Source organism: Marichromatium purpuratum 984 (assembly GCF_000224005.2).
GTDB classification, from domain to species: domain Bacteria; phylum Pseudomonadota; class Gammaproteobacteria; order Chromatiales; family Chromatiaceae; genus Marichromatium; species Marichromatium purpuratum.
Window position 1 is genome coordinate 3,258,981 of the sequence record NZ_CP007031.1, and the last position, 18,535, is coordinate 3,277,515.

Below are 18,535 nucleotides of genomic sequence, written 5' to 3' on the forward strand. Positions count from 1 at the left end.
TCAGGTTGAGCGGGCCGCGGCGGCGCGACGCGCGCGCAGCCGGCCGACGCGCCCCTTGAGCCAGAGCAGGGCATCGAAGACACGGTCGAGATGACGGGTGCGCGGATTGGTGTAGTAGCGTGGATAGAGCAGCGGGTCGTCGGGATCGACCACCCCCTCCTCCAGGGCGATGCGGTGCAGCCCGGTGTGCGGCTCGATGCGCAGCACGCTGAACTCGAAGTGCACCCGACGCCCCAGGCGCAGTCTGGCGCGAAGCACGAAGAACAGGATCGAGAGCAGGTTGCCGAGGGTCTGACCGGGCGGATTGCGGAAGAAGTTGTAGCTCACCTCCAGCCCGGGATAGCGCGAGAGCAGGCGGTAGATGCGCAGGATGTCGGCGCGCCGCATGTCCTTGCCGAGACGCTGCAGCGTCGGATCGGCGATGGCGTCGGGCGAGAAGATGGCGTGGACGCAGCCGGCGCGCACCGCCAGCGCCATGAACGCGGCGTCGGCGTGCCGCTCGTTGATCCACGCCGACCAGCGCGCCCGTACCCCGCGCGCGACCAGCTCGCGACAGATATGCTCGGCATGGGCGCGCGGCAGGTTGAACACCGAGTCGACGAAGGTGAAACGCTCCACCCCGTGATCGCGCACCAGGGCCTCGATCTCGTCGACGATCAGTCGGGGGTCGCGCAGGCGCATCCGCTTGCCGTTGAGATAACCGTAGATGCAGTAGACACAGCTCAGCGGGCAACCGCGCTTGGTCTCCACCCCGATGGCATCGGCAAAGCCCGCGCGATAGTCGCCGACCCGCAGCGCACCGCGCTCGGGCAGCGCGATGGCATCGAGATCGACCGGTCCCTGCAGCGGCCCGGAGAAGTGCAGCACGCCGTCGCGCCGATAGAACACCGAGGCCACGGTCTCGGGGCGATCGAGACGCTCGAGCAGCTGCTGCAGCGTCTCCTCGCCCTCGAGATGCACGCCGAGGTCGAGCCTCGGCTCGGCCTCCATGATCTCGCGCGCGAACATCGAGAAGCCCGAACCGCCGATGATCACCGGCGCGCGAGCGTACCGCTCGATCACCGTCAGCAGCTCGCCGAGCAGTGGGTAGTAGAAGACCACGTCGCGCTTGTTGGTCGAGTCGATGTTACGCAGCGAGATGCCGATCGCCTCGGGCGCGAACTCGGCCAGCGCCTCGGCGAGCGCCGCGCGCGGCGACTCGACTAGGTTGGTGTCGAGCACCCGCACCTGATGACCGACGAGGTTCGCCGCCAGGCTGCCGAGCCCGATGGGGAAGACCAGCGGCTCGTTGCCGCCGAGAAAGGCCTGGATCAGCAACACCCTCATGCCGCGCGCCCCCCGACCGGACGCAGCCGCGCCTTGAGCGCACGCAGCGCGCGATAGAGCCAGGCGAAGCCCGGGCGCAGCGGCGCGGCGGCGAGCACCCGCCCGAGCGGTCGGCTGGCGAGCAGTCGCAGCAGCGGCCCCGGCATGCGCCCGCCCTGGGCGAGCGCGAACAGCAGGTTGGGATAGCTGCCGGCGCGCATGTTGTAGCTCTTGGCGTAGACGTCGCGATGGGCATCGCGCACATGACCGTCACGCACCCCCATGCGATGCAGCTCGGTGCCCGGATAGAGCACCAGCGAGAAGGGCTGGAGACGATAGGGCTTGGGCAGGCGGGCGATCAGACGCAGGCTCTCGAGGGTATCCTCGGTGCGCTCGTAGGGCACGTCGAGCAGGAAGTCGTAGCTCGGCGGGAACATCCGCGCGCGATAGCGGTTGATGATCCGCGCCGCGCGCAGCACCCGGCGGTTGTCCATGCGGGCGCGGTTGTAGAGCGCCTGCATCCGCGCGCTGCCGCTCTCGATGCCCATCTGCACGTAGACCAGACCGGCGTCGACCAGCAGCGCCATCTTCTCCTCGGTCACCGTCAGCGGGCTGGCCAGACAGGAGAAGGGCAGCCCGATGCGTTCCTTGTAGGCGGTGCAGAAGGCCGCCAGCGAGGCGCTCGGGCGCGAGAAGAAGGCATCGTCCGAGATCCACACGAAGCCGATGTCCGGGAAGCGGTGCTTGACCTGCTCGAGTTCGTCGATGACATGCTCGACGCTGCGCCAGCGCAAATAGCCACGCTTGTCGTAGAGGTTCTTGAGCGCGTCGTTGGCGCAGTAGGAACACTTGTGCGGACAGCCGCGCCCGGTCATGGTCTGGTAGCCCATCTTGCCGAGCAGGTTGGAGACGGTGCCGGTGCGCAGGTGGCGCTCGGTGAGTTCACGGGTGAAAGGGGTGATGGTGCCGTCGGCGACCATGAAGTGATGGTCGGCGAGGCTGTAGTCGGGCGCCGGATAGCGATCGAGGTCGCGCAGCAGCGGTCGCGGCGGGTTGCGGCTGATCGCCCCGTCCCCTGCGCGCACCCAGAGATTGGCCAGAGCATCGATGGCCGCACCGCGACCGAGCGCGTCGGCGAGATCGAGCAGCGCCTCCTCGCCGTCGCCGACACAGACGATGTCGGCGTGAACGATGCACTCGTCGGGACAGATGGTGGCGTGCACCCCGCCCCAGACCACCGGCACCGAGGTCGCGGCATGGATCGCATGGGTGATCTGGCGCGCGGCGGCGAAGTAGTTGGTCATCAGGGTGATGCCGACCAGGTCGACGTCGCGACACAGCGCCACCAGCTGACGCAGGGTCTCGGGACGATAGCGCTCCTCGCCGTAGTCCTCGTCGCAGGCCGGGTCGGGCAGGAAGATCATCCGCGTCCAGTGGCCGCGCTCGCGCAGATAGGCCGACATGGTGCGCAGACCGAACACGGTGATGTCAGGGAAGGGCGAGATCAACGCGATGCGCATCCGCGGGCTCCTCCTCGGTTGCCGGGTCGTGATCGCACCGCGCCCTCCTGGCGCGGCGCGACCGGGGAGAGGTCACGGCGATGGCCGTGATGCCATCCGGCCCGGGCGCATGGCCGGCTCCGCCGGCGCGCGCCTCAGTGCCGGCGTCCGGTCACCCCGGGATCGAACGCGCGCAACCGCTGCAGATAGCGCGCGATGCGCCACCAGTCGCCGCGCGCCAGCGCCCCGGTCCCCTTGCCGAGCAGCCGCAGCCCCTCGCCGACCCGAGTGACCAGCCCCAGCGGGGCGAGCAGCACCGGGCGCGAGAACAGCCGCACCGCGCGCTCGTCGATCAGCACCCGGTAGACCCAGCGCGGTACGTGCTGGAAGGTGAACAGGTGCAGCAGGAAGTTCGGATAGGTGCGGCGAGGCGCGAAGAACGGCTTGCGATAGAGCGCGGGGCCGGTGTCGGTGAGCAGCCCCTCGGCGACGGCGCGCTCATAGAGCGGGGTGTGGGGGTAGAACACCAGGTTCGAGACCGCCAGCCCGAACGGCTTGGGCAACCGATAGAGCAGCCGCACCGTGTCCATGGCGTCGGCCTCGGTCTCCCAGGGGTTGTCGGTGATGACGTGATAGTCCGGTGGCAGCAGGCGGTCGCGGTGGCGGTGCAACAGCTCGGCGCCAGCCACCACCCGCTCGTTGGACTCGGTGCGGTCGTAGAGACGCTTGATCCGCTCGCTGCCGCTCTGGATGCCGAACTCGACATAGACCAGCCCTGCATCGAGCAGCGCCAGCAGCTTGCGTTCGTTGAGCGTCGAGGGGCTGGCCTGAACGTAGAAGGGCAGACCGACGCGTTCGCGATAGCGCGCGGCGAAGTCCTCGATCTGGGCGCGGGGACGGGCGAAGAAGGTGTCGTCGAAGAACTGGAAGGCCTCGACGAAGGGGAAACGCTCGCGCACCGCCACCAGCTCCTCGATCACCCGCTCGACACCGCGAAAGCGCAGATAGGGCACCCCGTCCTCGGCGCAGCGCGCCTTGATCGCCGAGACGCTGCAATAGGTACAGCGATGCGGACAGCCGCGATCGGTCATGGTGCGGAAGGCGCGCCTGAGGGTGCCGCCCGGTCCCGGCAGCAGCGGCAGGATCTCGCGCAGCAGCGCATCGGTGAGCGGCTGGAGGCGCCCGGCGCGCGGATCGAGCACGTAATGATCGTCGTTGGAGAAGTCGAACGGCGGCAGGCTGTCGAGATCGTCGATCAGCGGGCGCTGCGGGTTGCGATGACGCTGCTCGCCATCGCGCACCCAGAGCCCGCGCACCCGGCGGTGATCGGCGCCGCGCGCCAGACACTCGAGCAGCTCGACCAGGGTGTGCTCACCCTCGCCGATCACCACCATGTCGGCGTGCTCGAGCGCCTCGTCGGGGCGGCTCGACGGGTGCACCCCGCCCCACACCAGCGGAGCATCGTGGACCCGGCGCAGGTGCTCGGTGACCTGCAGCGCACGGTCGAAGTACTGGGTCATGAACGACAGCCCGATCAGGTCGGCGTCGGCGCTCAGCCTCGCGAGGTCGTCGAGCACCTCGGGCGGATAGTGATAGATCACCTCGCGATCGGCGCGCAGCCGGCCGATGCTGCCGGGCAGGAAGATCAGCCGGCACTGGTGACCGCAGGCGCGGACATGGGCCGAGAGCGCGCGCACGTCGAAGGCGCTGATGTCGGGCGGGGTCGGGGTGATCAGGGTGAGCTTCATGCGGGCAGACCTCCGGGTGGGGCCGAGGGCGTCTCGAGCAACAACGGCGGCTCGCCCTCCTTGAGCGCGGTCATGCGACGCAGCGCGAGGAACGGCAGGTAGTGACAGGGGTGCGCGATCACCCGCCGCTCGAGCAGCCGGGCATAGTCCTGAGTCACCGCGCCCAGCGCCACCGGATCGGTGGGATCGGCGATGCGCTCAAGCGGCGCACCGATCTCCAGTCGACAGACCCCGGAGGCCTCGCGCACCAGAAAGGTCGGGAGCACCGCACAACCGGTGCGCGCGGCGATACGCAGCGCGCCGGTGGAGAAGCGCGCGCGCGCGCCGAGGAAGTCGACCTCGGCCCAGTCGCTGCCGGCGGCGCCGTCGATGGCGATACCGAGCACCTGATTGGCGCGCAGACAAGCAAAGGCCGGGCGCAACGAACCGAAGACGTCGATATGACGCACCGGCAACGCACGCTCGTGCCGCCAGCGCAACTCGAGGGTGCGCGCCTCCAGAGGCGAGAAGCGACGATGGCTGATGCGCTCGCGCCACACCAGCGGCGAGCCACCGACCTGACACATCCGGTAGCCGGCATGCCCGAGCGCGGGCATCGCCATCTGGTTGGCGCCGAAGTGCGCGAGCAGCAGCATCGCGCCCTGACCGCGCGCCAGCGCAGCATCGAGTTCGGACCAGTCGTCGCAACGCACGAAACCGGCCATACGCGCCGGTTCGAGACGGGGGTAGACCAGCACTTCGAGTTCGTTGCAGAGACGGTTCTGGAAGGCCCGGCGCACCCAGCGTCGACGCCGTGGCAACGCCGCCAGCGCCGGAGCGGCGTCCATCACCGCGACGAACTCGGCGGCCTTGCCGCGCGCCAGCAACGCCACCACCGCGCCCAGCCAGCGCCCCAGCGCGTGCAACCAGGACGGCGGCAACCGCTGCGCCAGCCAGCGCAGCGGATACCAGTGCAGCCACAGCAACAGGTCCCTGATCAGCATCCGCGCCCGCGCCATCACAGATACCCCAGGTCCTTGAGCCGCTCGTTGATACAGGCGCTCTCGGCCTCGCTGAAGGGCCGCGTCTCGCCGATGTCGAGGTCGTAGTCGGCGCTACGCGGCGGGTGGCGGGCGAGGAAGTCCGGGGTCAACGCCTCGGTCAGCACCCGCCCGTCCATGTGGCTCGGCACCGGCTCGCCGAGCAGCGCCATCAGCGTCGGAGCGACGTCGATGATGGCCGCCTCATCGAACCCCGCGCCGGGGACGATGTCGGGACCGGCGAGCATCAGCACGCCGTTGGGCAGGTGGTTGCCCGACCAGCGATGCGCGGTGGTCAGCGCACCAGGCGTGGGACGGATGCCGAGGAAGCCGAGTTCCTGTTCACCGACGCAGTAATAGCCGGGACTCCAGCGGATGATGATGTCCGGGGTCTGCGCCAGGCAGTGCGGATAGACCTCCTCGCGCCGCCATACCTGCTCGATCAGGCGTGCCCCGGTGTCGGGGTCACGCAGCTCCTCGAGCGCAGCGATCAATCGCGCGCGCAGCGGTTCGTACTCGGACTCGGGCACCACCCCTTGTGGCTGACGCCCCTGTAGATTGATCACCAGGTTGCCGTAACCGCCGACCGGGAAGACCTCGGTCCCGGCCATCGCGAAGGCCTCCAGCCCCGGCGGCAGCGCGGCGCCGCCGCGCCGCCCGAGCAGCGCGCGCGCCAGGCGCCGCGCCGGCCCCGGGAGCAGCGCGCCGAGCCGCTCGCGCAGCGCCGGCGGGCGCGGCGCCCGGGGCGCGGCGGCGCGACGCAGATAGCCCTCGCGCGCCAGCCAGTGTTCGAGCCTGACCCCCTTGTAGAGCGGCCCGAAGCCGTGATCGGACATCACGCACAGGGTCACGTCCTCGGGCACCAGCGCCAGCAGCTCGCCGAGACGGCGGTCGAGGTCCTCGTAGGCGCGCTCGACCAACTCGCCGTAGCGGGCATGGTCGCGGGCGTTGTACTCGGGGTGGACCGGATCACGAAACTTCCAGAAATTGTGCTGGGCACGGTCGGTCGCCTCGAACACCACCACGAACAGATCCCAGGACTCGCGGCCGAGCAGATGCGCGGCGGCGCGGAAGCGGTTCTCGGTGATCTCCTCGATGCTGCGCGCATAACGCCCGACGGCACGGCGCGAGAGTCGCCGCTCGACGCGTTCGAGACGGTAGCCGCCGGTGACCCGGTCGAGTTCGTCGCGGAACTCCGGCGGATGGACGAAGGCGCTCTCCAGGCTCGGCGTGTCCATCCCCGAGACCATCACCCCGTTGATCGGGTCGGGCGGGAAGGTGAAGGGCACATTGAGCACGCAGCTCCGACGCCCGCGCGCGCTCAGCAGGCTCCACAGCGGCGGGCGTCGACGGTAGGAGGCGTTGAAGAAGCGGGTCTCGTAGGAGCCGGCCTCGACCGGCCCGAAGAAGTCGTTGACCCCGTGCGCCCCGGGGGTGACCCCGGTCATGAACGAGGTCCAGGCCGGTGGGCTCAACTCGGGCACGCTGGAGTCGAGCGTGCCGCTCGCCCCGTGCGCGATCAGCCGCGCCAGATTGGGCAGCCGGCCGGCATCGAGCAGCGGCTGCATGATGTCGAAGGTGGCCCCGTCCATGCCGAAGACCATCACCCGGTTGTTGCTCTGCGTCATCTCGTCTCCCCCATGCCCCGGGCGCTCAGGCCCGGCTCAATCGCCCGCCGCGAGCGAGCCGTCCGCCCAGCCCCCGCAACAGTCTCAGGTCCTCGGCCGCGAGACCGAGACGCCAACCCAGCGCCGCCAGCGCCAGTCCGACGCCCAGCCCGCACCACAGCGGTGCCAGCGCGCGCAGCCCGCTCAGCTCGCAGCCCAGCACCACCACCACCCCCGCCGCCGCCACCAACAGCGGACGCCGGGCGAAGGGCTGCATCCCCAGCCGCGCCCGGACCATCAACAACCGCAGCCCATTGAGCGTGACCAGCGCGATGGCGGTCGCCAGCGCCGCGCCGAGCGGCCCGAGCAGCGGAATCAGCGCCAAGTTGAGCGCCAGGTTGAGTGCGATCGCGATCAGGTTGGCGAGCAGCTCCAGCCCCTGGTGACCGGTCATCGCCAACACCTGACCGACCCCGCCGCTGGCGCAGTTGAGCGCGTGACCGATCACCAGCACCGCCAACACCCCGGCGCCGGTGGCGACGAAGCCGGGGCCGAACAACGCCATCAACGGCTCGCGCGCGAGCACCGCCGCGCCCGCCAGCGGCACCGCGAGCAGCGTCAGCCAGCGCGTGGTGGCACGATAGAGATGGGCGATGCGCGCCGGATCGGCGCCACCGTGGGCACTGGCGATCAGCGGCGCGAGGATGCTGTTGACCGAACTCATCAGCGTCGAGGACAGCAGCCCGGCGAGGGCGAGCGCGGCGGCATAGACCCCGACCTCGGCGACCGAGACCCAGTGACCGAGCAGCAGCAGGTCGAGCGAGCCCATCAGCATCGCGGCGAAGCCGCTCAAAAACAGCGGCAACGAGTAGCGCAGCACCACCCCGGCGCCCGGCGCCGACGCGACGGCAGCGGACGGCGTGCGCGGCGCGCGCAGCGCGGCGCCGAGCTGACGGCGCAGCGCCAGCAGGATCAGCCCCAGCGCCACGCCATAGGCCAGCACCATCCCCCAGATCACCGCCCCGAGGCTGCCGCCGAGCAGATAGCCGCCGAGCGCGGCGCACAACAGCAGCGCCGGCAGCGCGAGCTGCTCGACCAGGGTCGCGTAACGGGTGGTGTGGAAGCCGCGGCTGGTCTCGACCCCGACGCGCAGCAGCGCCAGCGCCGGGATGGCGAAGGCGAAGCGTTGCAGGTGCGGGGCGAGCGTGGGATCGCCGAACCAGCCACTAGCCAGGGTATCGGCGCCGTGAAAGAGGGCCAGGGCCCAGAGCAGCGAAAGCGCCAGCGGGATCGAGAACACGGTACGCAACAGCGCCGGGATGGTCTCGGGGCGCCCCTCGCCGAGCGCCAGCGCGAGAAAGCGCATGCCGCCGCGCGCCAGCCCGGCCACCGCCAGGGTGCGGGCGAACTCGCCGACGAGCAGACAGAGCGCCAGCGCGCCGAAGGCCGCCTCGCCGAGCAGCCGGGTGACCAGCACCCTGAGGGCGAGGCCCAGCCCCTTGCCGACGAAGCTCCCGGCGAGGGTGATCAGCGAGCCGCGTGCGGCCACGCCCAGCGCGCCATCGCCCTGCTGCGAGCCGATCACCGCACAAGCACCCTGGATGGTTCAATCCCGACCACTGCGTGTTCTCCCGCCGTTCAACCCGTCACGCCAAGTCGGCCATATCCGGACCGGTCCGCGCCGGCGGGATACCGGCGGATCGCGACCTTGCGATAGATAGAAGGATAACAGCAGGTCATCGGGGCGACCTTGTTCCAGCGCAGTTCGCGCACACGAGACGCAACCATCGCCGCTGGACCTGAGGCCAGCGGAGGATCGACAATACGTCGATGCCACCCCGCTGTCGGGAGCGCCGATGACACCTTCCAGCCGACTCGCGACCCTGGTCCTGTTACTGACGAGCCAACTGCTGCCGGCCTGCGCCCCCGAGAGCGATCCCCAACCGCCACCCTGGAACCGACCCGCAGCGCCCATGACCGAGCGAGCGACGCAGCGCCCGAGCATGGCGCGGGTGGAGCGAATCGCGGGCGATCGGGTGCACCTGATCACCAGCGACGGTCGCGCCCTCACCCGGACGCTCGGCGGACTGCGGCTGCTGCGTCACAGTCGCGCCGACCCCACCGCGCTCAATCCGGGCGAGCGGGTGGTGGTCCCCGGGGGAGGCGCGGGGCGGGGTCCGCTGCGCGGACGCGTGGTGGCCGGCACGCCGCCACGGATCGAGACGCTCGGCGGCGGGACCCGCCCCCTGCCGCCCGGCGCCCTGGTACTGCGCGAACACGAGATCGGCCGCGACGCGCTGACCCCGGGGACCCGCGTGCGCCTGACCCCACACGCGCTGATCGTCGTCGACAGTGGCCCGGGAGACGGGCGACCAGCGGGCGCGCCGGCCAGGCGCCCACTCCAGACGGACGCCACGCCACCGCGCGCACCCATGCATCGCGCGCCGGCCTCCCTGCCGATGCCCGAGACGGCGCCCGAGGACCACTTCGACCGGGCACGCATGCGGGCCTCGCTGGACTCGCCATTCGGCTTCTTCGATCCCAACATGCTGCGCTTCCAGCACACCTCCTGGAACCAGGGTTATGGCGAGACCATGCGCGCGCTCGGCGCCCACTGGGCATCACAGGGCGCGACCTTCGCCTTCAGCTGGAACCTGGTGCAACGGCACGCCGTCGACGGTGGCCGGGAGGGCTACGACTGGAGCCGGCTCGACGCCCTGGTGCGCTACAGCCAGGCCAACAATATCCACCTGGTGCCCATCCTCACCGCCTCACCGCCACAACCAACGGGCCGGCGAATGGCGCGCGCGATCTCGCGCAAACCCGATGACACAGCAGCCTACGGCGCCTTCGTGCGTGCCGCGGTGGAGCGCTACGACGGCGACGGGCGCGCCGACATGCCCGGTCTGCGCGCGCCGATCCGACGCTGGGCGGTGGAGAATGAGCCCTATGCCAAACGCTACTGGCAAGGCGATGGCGCCGACCTCGCCGACACCCTGCTCCTCGCCCATCGCGCGATCCGCGCCGCCGACCCCGACGCTGAGGTGATCGCCGGCATGGTGCGCGGCCCCGGCTGGCACGGCGACACCGATCCACGCCGCTTCATGGACGCCTTCTTCGATCGGCTCGGTGCCCGCGCCGGGGGCGAGCGCCCCTACGACTATCTCGACCAGCACTGGATCGGCACCGCCCCGGGGGTGGCGCTCGAGCGCCAGTACGCCGAGCTGCGCACCTGGATCGACGACCTCGAGCGCGCCGCCGCGCGCAACGGCTTCGCGCCCGCACCGCTGGTCGCGCTCGAACACGCCGGGCGCCATGAGGACGAGCGCGACCAGGCCGAGGACGTGGTCAAGCGTCACGCCTATCTGCTCGGCTCCGGATTTCGCCTGATCCTGTGGTCGGGGCTGCGCGCCGCCCCCGAGCGCGGCGCCGGCCCGGATCACGACTACTTCCGCCAGGTCGCCCTGATCGACGCCGACGGACGACGCAAACCGGCCTATCACGCCTATCGACGGATGACCGAGCGACTCGACGACTGCGACTGGCCTCGCACCCGGCTGCTGCACGACCAGCAGGGCCTGGTGGTGGTGCGCTTCCATTGTCACGGCGCGCCATTCCTGGTGGCCTGGAGCGACCGACCGGGCGGCAGCACAGCGGTACGCATCCCCGTCGAGCATGCCGGAACGGCGCGGGTACGGGTCGAGTCGGCGCTGCCCGACAGCGGCCCGGCACCGCGCACCCTACCGCTGGTGGACGGCGCGATCCGGCTCGACCTCGACACCACACCACGTTATCTGAGCGCGGATGGACCGACTGGCGATCCCCCTTAACGCGACCCTGCTGGTTGCGCTCGCACTACCGGCGGCGCTCGCCATCCTGGTCTCGCCCTGGCTCGCGCTCGGGCTGGTCGCGCTGCTGTGGTTCTATGCCGCGAGCCTGCGCTGGCCGCTGATCGGCTTCCTGGTGATCTATGGCGCGGCGCTGCTGATGAACGTCAACCTGAGCACCGACTCGCCGCTGCGCGCGCTCGGCGAGCGCTATCCGCTGGCCCTGGGGCTCGCCCCGCTGCTGCTGCCGCTACTGACCGCGCGAGTGCTCGCCCGACGTGCCCCCGGCGCACCCCCGAGGCTCGCCGCGCTCGACACCCTGCCACTGCTGTTGCTGCTGTGGATGCTCGCCAGCTACGGCTGGAGCCTCGATCCGCTGCACGGGTCGAGCATGGGACTGAACCTCATCCTCGGGGTCGGGCTCTATTTCCTCATCCAGCTCTATGTCGACGATCGGCGCGCGCTCACCCTGACCCTCGGCTTCACGGTCGCCTGGGGCCTTGTGCTGGCACTGATGCTGGTGCTCTCCAACAAGATCGACACCAGCCCGCTGCGAGCGCTGCAGGTCCAGCTCGGCCCGGACTGGCGCTTCGAGCCATCGCTGATCCTCTACGGCACTCGCGCCGGCGGCTTCGCGCCGCCGCAGATCGCCGGCACCGTCACCACCTTCGTGTTCATGGCCGGCTGCGCGCTCTGGCCCGAGTGCGGCTGGCGCGCCCGGCTGGTGCTCGCGCTGAGCGCCCCCTGGTTGATCTCCAACCTGCTGGCCACCGGCTCCAAGGGCGCGGCCGGCGCCTTCGTCATCGCCCTCGCCGCCTTCATCGCGCTCTACCCCGGGTTGCGCGGACGACGGCTGCTGGCCGGACTCGCCTTCCTCGCCGCGCTGGTCGCGATCATGGTGTTCAATGTGATGGTGCTGCGCGCCGACCGCCTGGCCTCGGGGACCGGGGTCAACGAATTGTCCATCACCTTCAGATTGGAGTTTTGGGAGACGGGGCTGAGGCTGCTCGGCGAGCGCTGGATCGGCGCCGGACTCGGCGGCTTCGCCCATCTCGTCGACCCCTGGCCGGGAGCGCACAACTACTATTTCAGCGTCCTCTTCGACGCCGGTCCGGTCGGCATCCTGCTGCTGCTCGGCTTCGTGCTCGGGATCGTCCTCGCCCTGGCGCGGGCGCTCCGCGAGATCCGCGACCCCCGGCTGCGCCGCTATCTGTATTGTCTCGCCGCCGCGCTACTGGCGTTCCTGATCCATGCCACGGTCGACTTCTCCTACGACTCGGCCTTCAGCTGGATACTCTATGGGCTGGTCGTCGCCACCGTACGCATCGCACGACGCGACGCCACCGGCCGGTATAATGGCCCGCCGAGCGTACCCGCGAAGACACCCCCGGAGGAGTTCGCCCCCGACCCCGAGCATGGCGACGCGACAAGATGGAGTTGATACAGATCCGCGACCTGCTGATCCGGCGTCGCCGCACACTCGCCAGCCTGTTCCTCGCCGTGCTGGCGCTGGTCGCACTCTTCACCCTGGTGAGCGCACCGACCTATCGCTCGACCGCGCTGGTGCTGGTACGCGAATCGCCCGGGGCCAACACCCTGCTCGCCGCGCTCGGCATCCCCGCAGCCAGCCTCAGCAGCAGCGACGACTTCGATGCCGACACCGAGATCTCGCTCGGTCAGCTCGAACCCTCGCTCGAGCGGGTGATCACCACCCTCGGACTCAGCGACGACCAAGGCGAGCCGCTCACCGCACGGCGGCTAATCAAGGGCGGCTTGCTGCCACGCCTGACCCCGCGCCCACACCTCGACATCGACCAACTCGAGGACGGCCGCATGATCGAGATCGTCGGCTGGAGCGGTGAGCGCGATCAGGCCGCGGCACTGGCCAACGGACTCGCCGAGGCCTATATCGCCAGCCAGGTCGAACTCCAGCAGGCCGATCTGGCACGTGCCCGCGCCTTCGTCGTCGAACGGCTCGGCACGGTGCGCGACGACTATCTCGCTGCCCTCGCCGCGCAGCGCACCTTCATCGCCGAGACCGGGGTGAGCGACCTCGAGGCGCAACTCGAGACCCTGGTGACCAAGCTCGCCACCCTGCGCACCCAGGCCGAGGAGAACCGTACCGAGCAGGCGGCGATCGCCGCCGAGCTGGGCGCCCTCGACATCGAGTTGGCCCGCACCGGGGCGGCGCGCAGCGCCGACCAGGCCCAGGCCAACAGCGAGCACATCCGCAGCCTCAAGGCCGACCTCAACGACCTGCTCCAGGAGCTGGCGGCGCTGCGCGTCGGCAGCACCGAGGCATCCTCAGAGTACCGTCGGCTGCTCGCCCAGATCGAGCGCCTGCGCGAGCTGATCGTTGCCGAGGCGCAAGCGGTAGTCAGCGGTGGCGGCGAGACCCTGGGCTTCTACGAGGAACTCGGCGCGCAACGTATCTCGCAGCGGGTGGCGCTGGCGATCAGCGAGACCGAGGGACGACAGATCGCCCACACCATCGCCGAGTGTCGCGACCGGATCGACGCCCATGCCGCGCTGCTCGAGCGCCAGGCCGCGCTGAACAGCGAACTGGAGGTGAGCAAGGCAATCCATGACCGGATGCTCGAGGCGCAGCGTCAACTCGGCCTCGCCGCTGCGATGGTCGCGCCGACCCACGTGCTGGTTCAGCGGGCCACGCCGACTACTCGCCCGGCCAAGCCGAGCCTCGCGCTCAACGCCGTGGTCGCCGTGCTGCTCGGCGGCTTCTGGGCACTCGGCATCGCCCTGATCGAGGATCTGTTCGACGACTCGGTACGCGACCCGGCGGCCTTACCCGGCCCGCCCTTGCTCGCCCGACTGGTGCGGGTGCGCCGCGGCGCGCGCCCGGCGCCGGCGCTGCGCGAGCCGCTGCGCGCGTTGTGCAACCGGTTGCGCGAACGGCTCGACGGTCGACTGCCCCACCGGCTCGCGCTGGTCGGACCCTGTCGTGGCGACGGGCGCACCGCCCTGCTCGCCGCACTCGCCGAGCAATGCGCCAGCGACGGGCTGCGGGTGCTCGCGCTGGAACTCGACCTACGCACCCCCGACCTCGCCACGCGGCTCGATGCCGCACCAGTCCCCGGACTGGTCGGACACCTGCGCGAGGGCGTGGCAATCGAGCACTGCATCGTTCCCACCCGCGTGCCCGGGCTCGACCTGCTGCCGGCCGGCGCCACGCTCGATGACCCGGCGCCGCTCCTCGCCGATGCCCGACTCGGCGCGCTGCTCACGCGTCTCGACGAGGACTACGAGCTGATCCTGATCGACACCCCGCCGCTACGCACGAGCGAGGACGCCATCCAGGTGCTGGCGCGGGTCGAGCACGCGCTCTTGGTGATCGGTGCCGGACGCACCCCGCTGCGCGCGGCACGCGCGGCACTCGAGCGGCTCTCCCGGCGCGCGCCTGTCGGCTTGGTGCTGACCGCCGTCGACCCGCTCGAATACCGTTATCTGCACTGACCCCGGATACACCGATGACCACCACCCACACGCCATCGCCCCGTGTCCGCCGGAGCGCCGTGCTCGCGCTGATCGGACTGATCACGTTCGGCACCGGCTGCGCCCTGGTCCCGGGCACCCGAATGGTGACCTTCGACAAGCCGCGCAGTGGCGCCGAGGAGCCTCCGGCCGCCGAGCAGGCCGAGATCCACCCGATCACCTTCAAGCTGATCCAACGGCTCACCACGCCGCCACCCAGCCCGCTCGACAACCCGGCGCTGGAGCATGAGATCACCAACTACGCTTATCGGGTCGGCAAGGGCGACATCCTCAACATCATCGTCTTCGAGCACGAGGAACTGACCATCCCCGCCGGTTCCTATCGCAGCGCCGCCGAATCCGGCACCTGGGTACACAACGACGGCACCATCTACTTTCCCTATGTCGGCAAGCTCGCGGTCGCGGGGCTGACCCTGGAGGAGGTGCGCCAGCGACTCACCGAGGCGCTCTCGGGATACATCGAGGAGGCCAAGGTGGAGGTCAACGTCGCCGCCTTCAACGCCAAGCGAGTCTATGTCACCGGCGAGGTCAGAAAGCCGGGACCGCGCCCGCTCACCAACATCCCGCTGACCCTGCTCGATGCCATCAACCACGCCGGCGGCCTGACCGAGCAGGCCGACTGGGACAACGTGGTCCTGAGCCGGCGGGGCAAGGAGCAGCGGATCTCGCTGCAGGCGCTGCTCCAGCACGGGGTGCTCACCGAGAACCGGCTGCTGCGCGACAACGACATCATCCACGTGCCGCGCAACGACGCCCTCAAGGTGTTCGTGCTCGGCGAGGTCCGTCAGCCGACCACTCTGGTCATGGGCCGTAACGGCATGCGACTGACCGAGGCGCTGAGCAGCGTTGGCGGGCTCAGCGAGGGTACGGCCGATGCCACCGGAGTGTTCGTCATCCGCCCTGGCGGCGAGGCGCGACCGATCCAGATCTATCAGCTCGATCTCAGCGACGCCACCGCGATGGTGCTCGGCGCCCAGTTCCCGCTCGTCGCGTACGATGTGGTCTATGTCACCGCCGCTCCGCTGGCGCTGTGGACCCGAGTGGTCGACAACCTGCTGCCCTCGCTGCAGGGCTACAACCTGATCGACCGCACCCAGGGCCGCTGACCGCGACACCTCGCCCGACAGTCGGGCGGGGACGCCGCAAACCGCACCACGACACAGGCCGGAAGCGCCCCGATGACAACCTCAGGCCGAGCCGCAACACCATCGGCGCAGCAGCGGGTCCGCGACTCGCGCAAGCCGTCGACACGGAAACCGTCCGGCATCGATCAGTCGGCGTGATCGCACGACGACTGTCGCGGTGCAATACGCGCCTCCAGTCAGCCGATCCGCACCATCACCTTGCCGTCGGTGCGCCGTACCGAGGTCGCCAGGGCGGTGATCGCCTCGGCGAACGGATAGCGCGCGGTGATCATCGGCGCGACCTCGAGCCGGCCACTGGCGAGCAACCGGATGATGCCGTCATAGATGCCGTAGCCGGCGTGACCGCGCCCGCCCTGGATGGCATTGGCACCGCTCACCAACCCGTTGAGCTGCACCGGGGTCTCGGTGGCGGCGCGCCCGAGATAGACGATCTGGCCGCCGGGGGCGAGCGAGGACTGCATCTCGGGGACGGTCTCCCCGGCCGCGCCCGCCGCCTCGACCTGGATCTCGGCGCCGCGCCCGGCGGTGTGCTCGAGCACCAGGTCGCGCGGCCTGACGCCGTCGCGGCGCAGCGCCGTAGTGTCGTAGACGCGATCGGCCCCCAGCGTCTCGGCGATCGCCAGACGCTCGACGATGGGGTCGAAGGCGATCACCTGGCTGGCCCCCGCCAGGCGCGCCAGGGCGATGGCGCCGAGTCCGATGGGGCCGGCGCCGTGGACCACCACCACCGCCCCGGGGCGGAAGCCGCCGGCGCAGACGAACAGCCCGTTGTAGGCACAGCCCAGCGGCTCGATCAGCGCCGCCACCTCGAACAGCCGGGTGTCGTCGTAGCGCCCGGCGAGCGCGGCGAGCGACCAGCACTGACGCTCGTCGACGGCGACGTACTCGGCCAGCGCGCCGTCGGTGGTGATCCCGGTCAGCTCCACCCGGTCGCACTGGTTGAAGGCGCCGCTGCGACAGGGGGTGCAGCAGCCGCACCAGACGATGCTCTCGGCGGCGACCAGATCGCCCTCGCGCAGCCCGCGCACCGCGCGCCCGACACGCTCGACCACCCCGGCGTACTCGTGGCCGATGATGCAGGGCAGCGCCGCCGGCCCGGAGAACATCAGATAGCCCTCGGCGTCGGTCTGGTAGAGATGGCTGTCCGAGCCGCAGATGCCGCAGCACACCACCCGCACCAGCACCTCGGTGTCGCCGATCTCCGGGACCGCGACCTCGGCGAGCGCGAAGCTCGGATCGCGCCACACCTGACTGGCGCAGTCGGCGCGGCGCCGCTCCAGCTCGCGCGCGCTCGGCGCGTACCCCGGCCTGGGATCCCAGACCGCCGTTGCCCTCAATGCCTTCATCGTCGTCACCCGTCGGTCAGGGACCCGCGCTCCACCAGGGCGCGCAGGGGCCGCTTGTCGATCTTGCCACTGCCGATGCGCGGCAGGTCGTCGACCAGCTCGAAGCGTCTCGGCACCATGTAGTTGGGCAGCCCCTGGGCGCGACAGTGTGCGCGCAGTCGGGCCGCGTCGAGTTCGGCGCCCGGCTCGGGCACGACGAAGGCCACCGGCACCGCACCCTTGCGGCGGTCGGGACGACCGAGCACCGCCGCCTCGCGCACCTCAGGATGGGCGCCGAGCAGCAGCTCGAGCTGCAGCGGATAGACCTTGAGCCCGGCGACCTTGATCATGCCGCTGATCCGCTCGACGTAATAATAGAAACCCTCGTCGTCGCACCGCGCCAGATCACCGCTGCGATACCAGCCCTGGTGGCCGGCCAGCGCGATCCCACCGTCGTAGCCCGAGACCAGCCCCGGACCGCGCAGCAGCAGCTCGCCGACCTCACCCGGCGGCAGCTCGCGCCCCAGCTCGTCGACGACGCGCGCCTGATAGTGCGGACACACCCGCCCCATGCTGCCGTCGAGCCGATAGCCCTCGGCGGTGTTGGCCAACGCCACCCCGCTGGTCTCGGTGCTGCCCCACACCGACATGATCGGCACCCCGCCGCGCGCGGCGAAGGCGGCGTTGATCTCCGGGCTGGTGTACATCCCCCCGCTCTCGGCCAGACGCAGGCTGGCGAGATCGGCGCGCACACAGGCCCCGGCCATCATCCGGTACATCGGCGCCAGCCCCATCATGCAGGTCACCCCGAACGCGCGGATCGTCCCGGCGATGGCGCGTGGGCTGATCTCCTCGAGCAGCACCAGCGCACCGCCGGTCTGGAGCGCGCGACAGAACAGCTCGTGAGGGTGGGCGAAGGCGGCGAACATGCACAGATGGACGTCGTCCGGGCCGAGTGCAAAGGCCTCGATCGCGGCGCGGGTGTTCCAGTAGAGATTGGCGTGGGTCGCCAGTGCGCCCTTGGCCCGTCCGGTGGTGCCGGTGGTGAAGTTGAGATAGGCGACCTGCCCCGGCTCGGGCTCGGGCCGTGAAGCGATGGGCGAGGCGCCGAGCAGCTCGGGCCAGGAGAGACAGCCGGGGTGGCGACCGGCGCGGTCGATCAGCGCCATCCCCTCGGGCAGCTCCCCGGCGGCCAGCGCCGCCAGCGTCTCGCCCTCGGCGAGCAGCGCGGCGAGCCGCTGCGCGCGCGCGAACCCGAGCAGCAGACGCGGCTCCAGCGCCGGATTGAGCGCCACCGGCAGGGCGCCGATCCGGGTCGCGGCGAGGAAGGCGAGCACCCCCTCGGGCCGCCGCCCGAGCGCGATCCCCAGCCGCGCTCCCGGCCCCAGCCCGAGCGCGTGCAGCGCGCCGGCGAGACGCTCGACCAGCGCCTGAGTCCGGCGATAGTCGAGCGTGCCGTCGCGATGGTGGATGAAGGGGCGCTCCGGGGTGCGCCTGGCGTGCTCGGCGAGCAGGGCGTTGAGGGTTGGGGTCGCGGTCTCCATGGCGGC

General features: G+C 70.7%; 12 protein-coding genes. 4 read left to right on the forward strand and 8 right to left on the reverse strand.

Annotated features, from left to right (window positions below; translation table 11 throughout):
- The 6 genes from MARPU_RS14160 to MARPU_RS14185 all read right to left on the reverse strand — a co-directional run bounded on the left by MARPU_RS14160 (position 1) and on the right by MARPU_RS14185 (position 8,763).
- The gene (locus MARPU_RS14160) at positions 1-1,326 is read right to left on the reverse strand and encodes a B12-binding domain-containing radical SAM protein (protein ID WP_005225080.1); all 1,326 of its coding nucleotides are present in this window, start codon (positions 1,324-1,326) and stop codon (positions 1-3) included.
- On the reverse strand, positions 1,323-2,825 hold the full coding sequence (locus MARPU_RS14165) for a B12-binding domain-containing radical SAM protein (RefSeq protein WP_005225079.1): 1,503 nt from the start codon (positions 2,823-2,825) through the stop codon (positions 1,323-1,325). The genes MARPU_RS14160 and MARPU_RS14165 overlap by 4 nt, the downstream gene beginning before the upstream one ends.
- Positions 2,826-2,959: 134 nt before the next feature.
- Complete coding sequence (locus MARPU_RS14170; protein ID WP_005225078.1) at positions 2,960-4,552, reverse strand: B12-binding domain-containing radical SAM protein; 1,593 nt, start codon at positions 4,550-4,552, stop codon at positions 2,960-2,962.
- On the reverse strand, positions 4,549-5,535 hold the full coding sequence (locus MARPU_RS14175) for a lysophospholipid acyltransferase family protein (protein WP_198015481.1): 987 nt from the start codon (positions 5,533-5,535) through the stop codon (positions 4,549-4,551). Before MARPU_RS14175 ends, MARPU_RS14170 begins: the two co-directional genes overlap by 4 nt.
- A gap of 14 nt (positions 5,536-5,549) precedes the next feature.
- Positions 5,550-7,199 (reverse strand): alkaline phosphatase family protein, encoded by a 1,650-nt coding sequence (locus MARPU_RS14180; RefSeq protein WP_025275374.1) that lies wholly within the window; start codon positions 7,197-7,199, stop codon positions 5,550-5,552.
- A 25-nt stretch (positions 7,200-7,224) separates the two neighbouring features.
- Positions 7,225-8,763: an oligosaccharide flippase family protein gene (locus tag MARPU_RS14185; RefSeq protein WP_005224091.1), complete on the reverse strand. Its 1,539-nt coding sequence runs from the start codon at positions 8,761-8,763 to the stop codon at positions 7,225-7,227.
- 271 nt (positions 8,764-9,034) lie between these two features.
- Between MARPU_RS14185 and MARPU_RS14190 the strand changes: the two genes are divergently transcribed.
- From MARPU_RS14190 to MARPU_RS14205, 4 genes are read left to right on the forward strand one after another with little or no spacing between them, the layout of a single operon-like run.
- Positions 9,035-11,008 (forward strand): hypothetical protein, encoded by a 1,974-nt coding sequence (locus MARPU_RS14190; protein WP_005224090.1) that lies wholly within the window; start codon positions 9,035-9,037, stop codon positions 11,006-11,008.
- Entirely contained in the window at positions 10,983-12,446 is a 1,464-nt protein-coding gene (locus MARPU_RS14195; protein WP_005224089.1) for an O-antigen ligase family protein, read from the forward strand. The genes MARPU_RS14190 and MARPU_RS14195 overlap by 26 nt, the downstream gene beginning before the upstream one ends.
- Positions 12,437-14,476, forward strand: coding sequence for a GumC family protein (locus MARPU_RS14200; protein ID WP_005224088.1), 2,040 nt, complete (start codon positions 12,437-12,439; stop codon positions 14,474-14,476). Before MARPU_RS14195 ends, MARPU_RS14200 begins: the two co-directional genes overlap by 10 nt.
- 14 nt (positions 14,477-14,490) lie before the next feature.
- A complete protein-coding gene (locus MARPU_RS14205) occupies positions 14,491-15,621 on the forward strand; it encodes a polysaccharide export protein (protein WP_005224087.1) in 1,131 nt (376 codons plus the stop codon).
- A 215-nt stretch (positions 15,622-15,836) separates the two neighbouring features.
- Here the strand turns inward: MARPU_RS14205 and iolM are convergent, their stop codons facing one another.
- The gene (gene iolM / locus MARPU_RS14210; protein ID WP_005224086.1) at positions 15,837-17,006 is read right to left on the reverse strand and encodes a scyllo-inosose 3-dehydrogenase; all 1,170 of its coding nucleotides are present in this window, start codon (positions 17,004-17,006) and stop codon (positions 15,837-15,839) included.
- Between the two features lie 5 nt (positions 17,007-17,011).
- Positions 17,012-18,529: a class I adenylate-forming enzyme family protein gene (locus MARPU_RS14215; protein WP_005224085.1), complete on the reverse strand. Its 1,518-nt coding sequence runs from the start codon at positions 18,527-18,529 to the stop codon at positions 17,012-17,014.
- Positions 18,530-18,535: the final 6 nt, after the last annotated feature.

Coding starts and splice junctions, on each gene's coding strand:
- MARPU_RS14160 (WP_005225080.1), bottom strand. CDS start 1,326: ATGAGGGTGTTGCTGATCCAGGCCTTTCTCGGCGGCAACGAGCCGCTG.
- MARPU_RS14165 (WP_005225079.1), bottom strand. CDS start 2,825: ATGCGCATCGCGTTGATCTCGCCCTTCCCTGACATCACCGTGTTCGGT.
- MARPU_RS14170 (WP_005225078.1), bottom strand. CDS start 4,552: ATGAAGCTCACCCTGATCACCCCGACCCCGCCCGACATCAGCGCCTTC.
- MARPU_RS14175 (WP_198015481.1), bottom strand. CDS start 5,535: ATGCTGATCAGGGACCTGTTGCTGTGGCTGCACTGGTATCCGCTGCGC.
- MARPU_RS14180 (WP_025275374.1), bottom strand. CDS start 7,199: ATGACGCAGAGCAACAACCGGGTGATGGTCTTCGGCATGGACGGGGCC.
- MARPU_RS14190 (WP_005224090.1), top strand. CDS start 9,035: ATGACACCTTCCAGCCGACTCGCGACCCTGGTCCTGTTACTGACGAGC.
- MARPU_RS14195 (WP_005224089.1), top strand. CDS start 10,983: ATGGACCGACTGGCGATCCCCCTTAACGCGACCCTGCTGGTTGCGCTC.
- MARPU_RS14200 (WP_005224088.1), top strand. CDS start 12,437: ATGGAGTTGATACAGATCCGCGACCTGCTGATCCGGCGTCGCCGCACA.
- MARPU_RS14205 (WP_005224087.1), top strand. CDS start 14,491: ATGACCACCACCCACACGCCATCGCCCCGTGTCCGCCGGAGCGCCGTG.
- iolM (WP_005224086.1), bottom strand. CDS start 17,006: ATGAAGGCATTGAGGGCAACGGCGGTCTGGGATCCCAGGCCGGGGTAC.
- MARPU_RS14215 (WP_005224085.1), bottom strand. CDS start 18,529: ATGGAGACCGCGACCCCAACCCTCAACGCCCTGCTCGCCGAGCACGCC.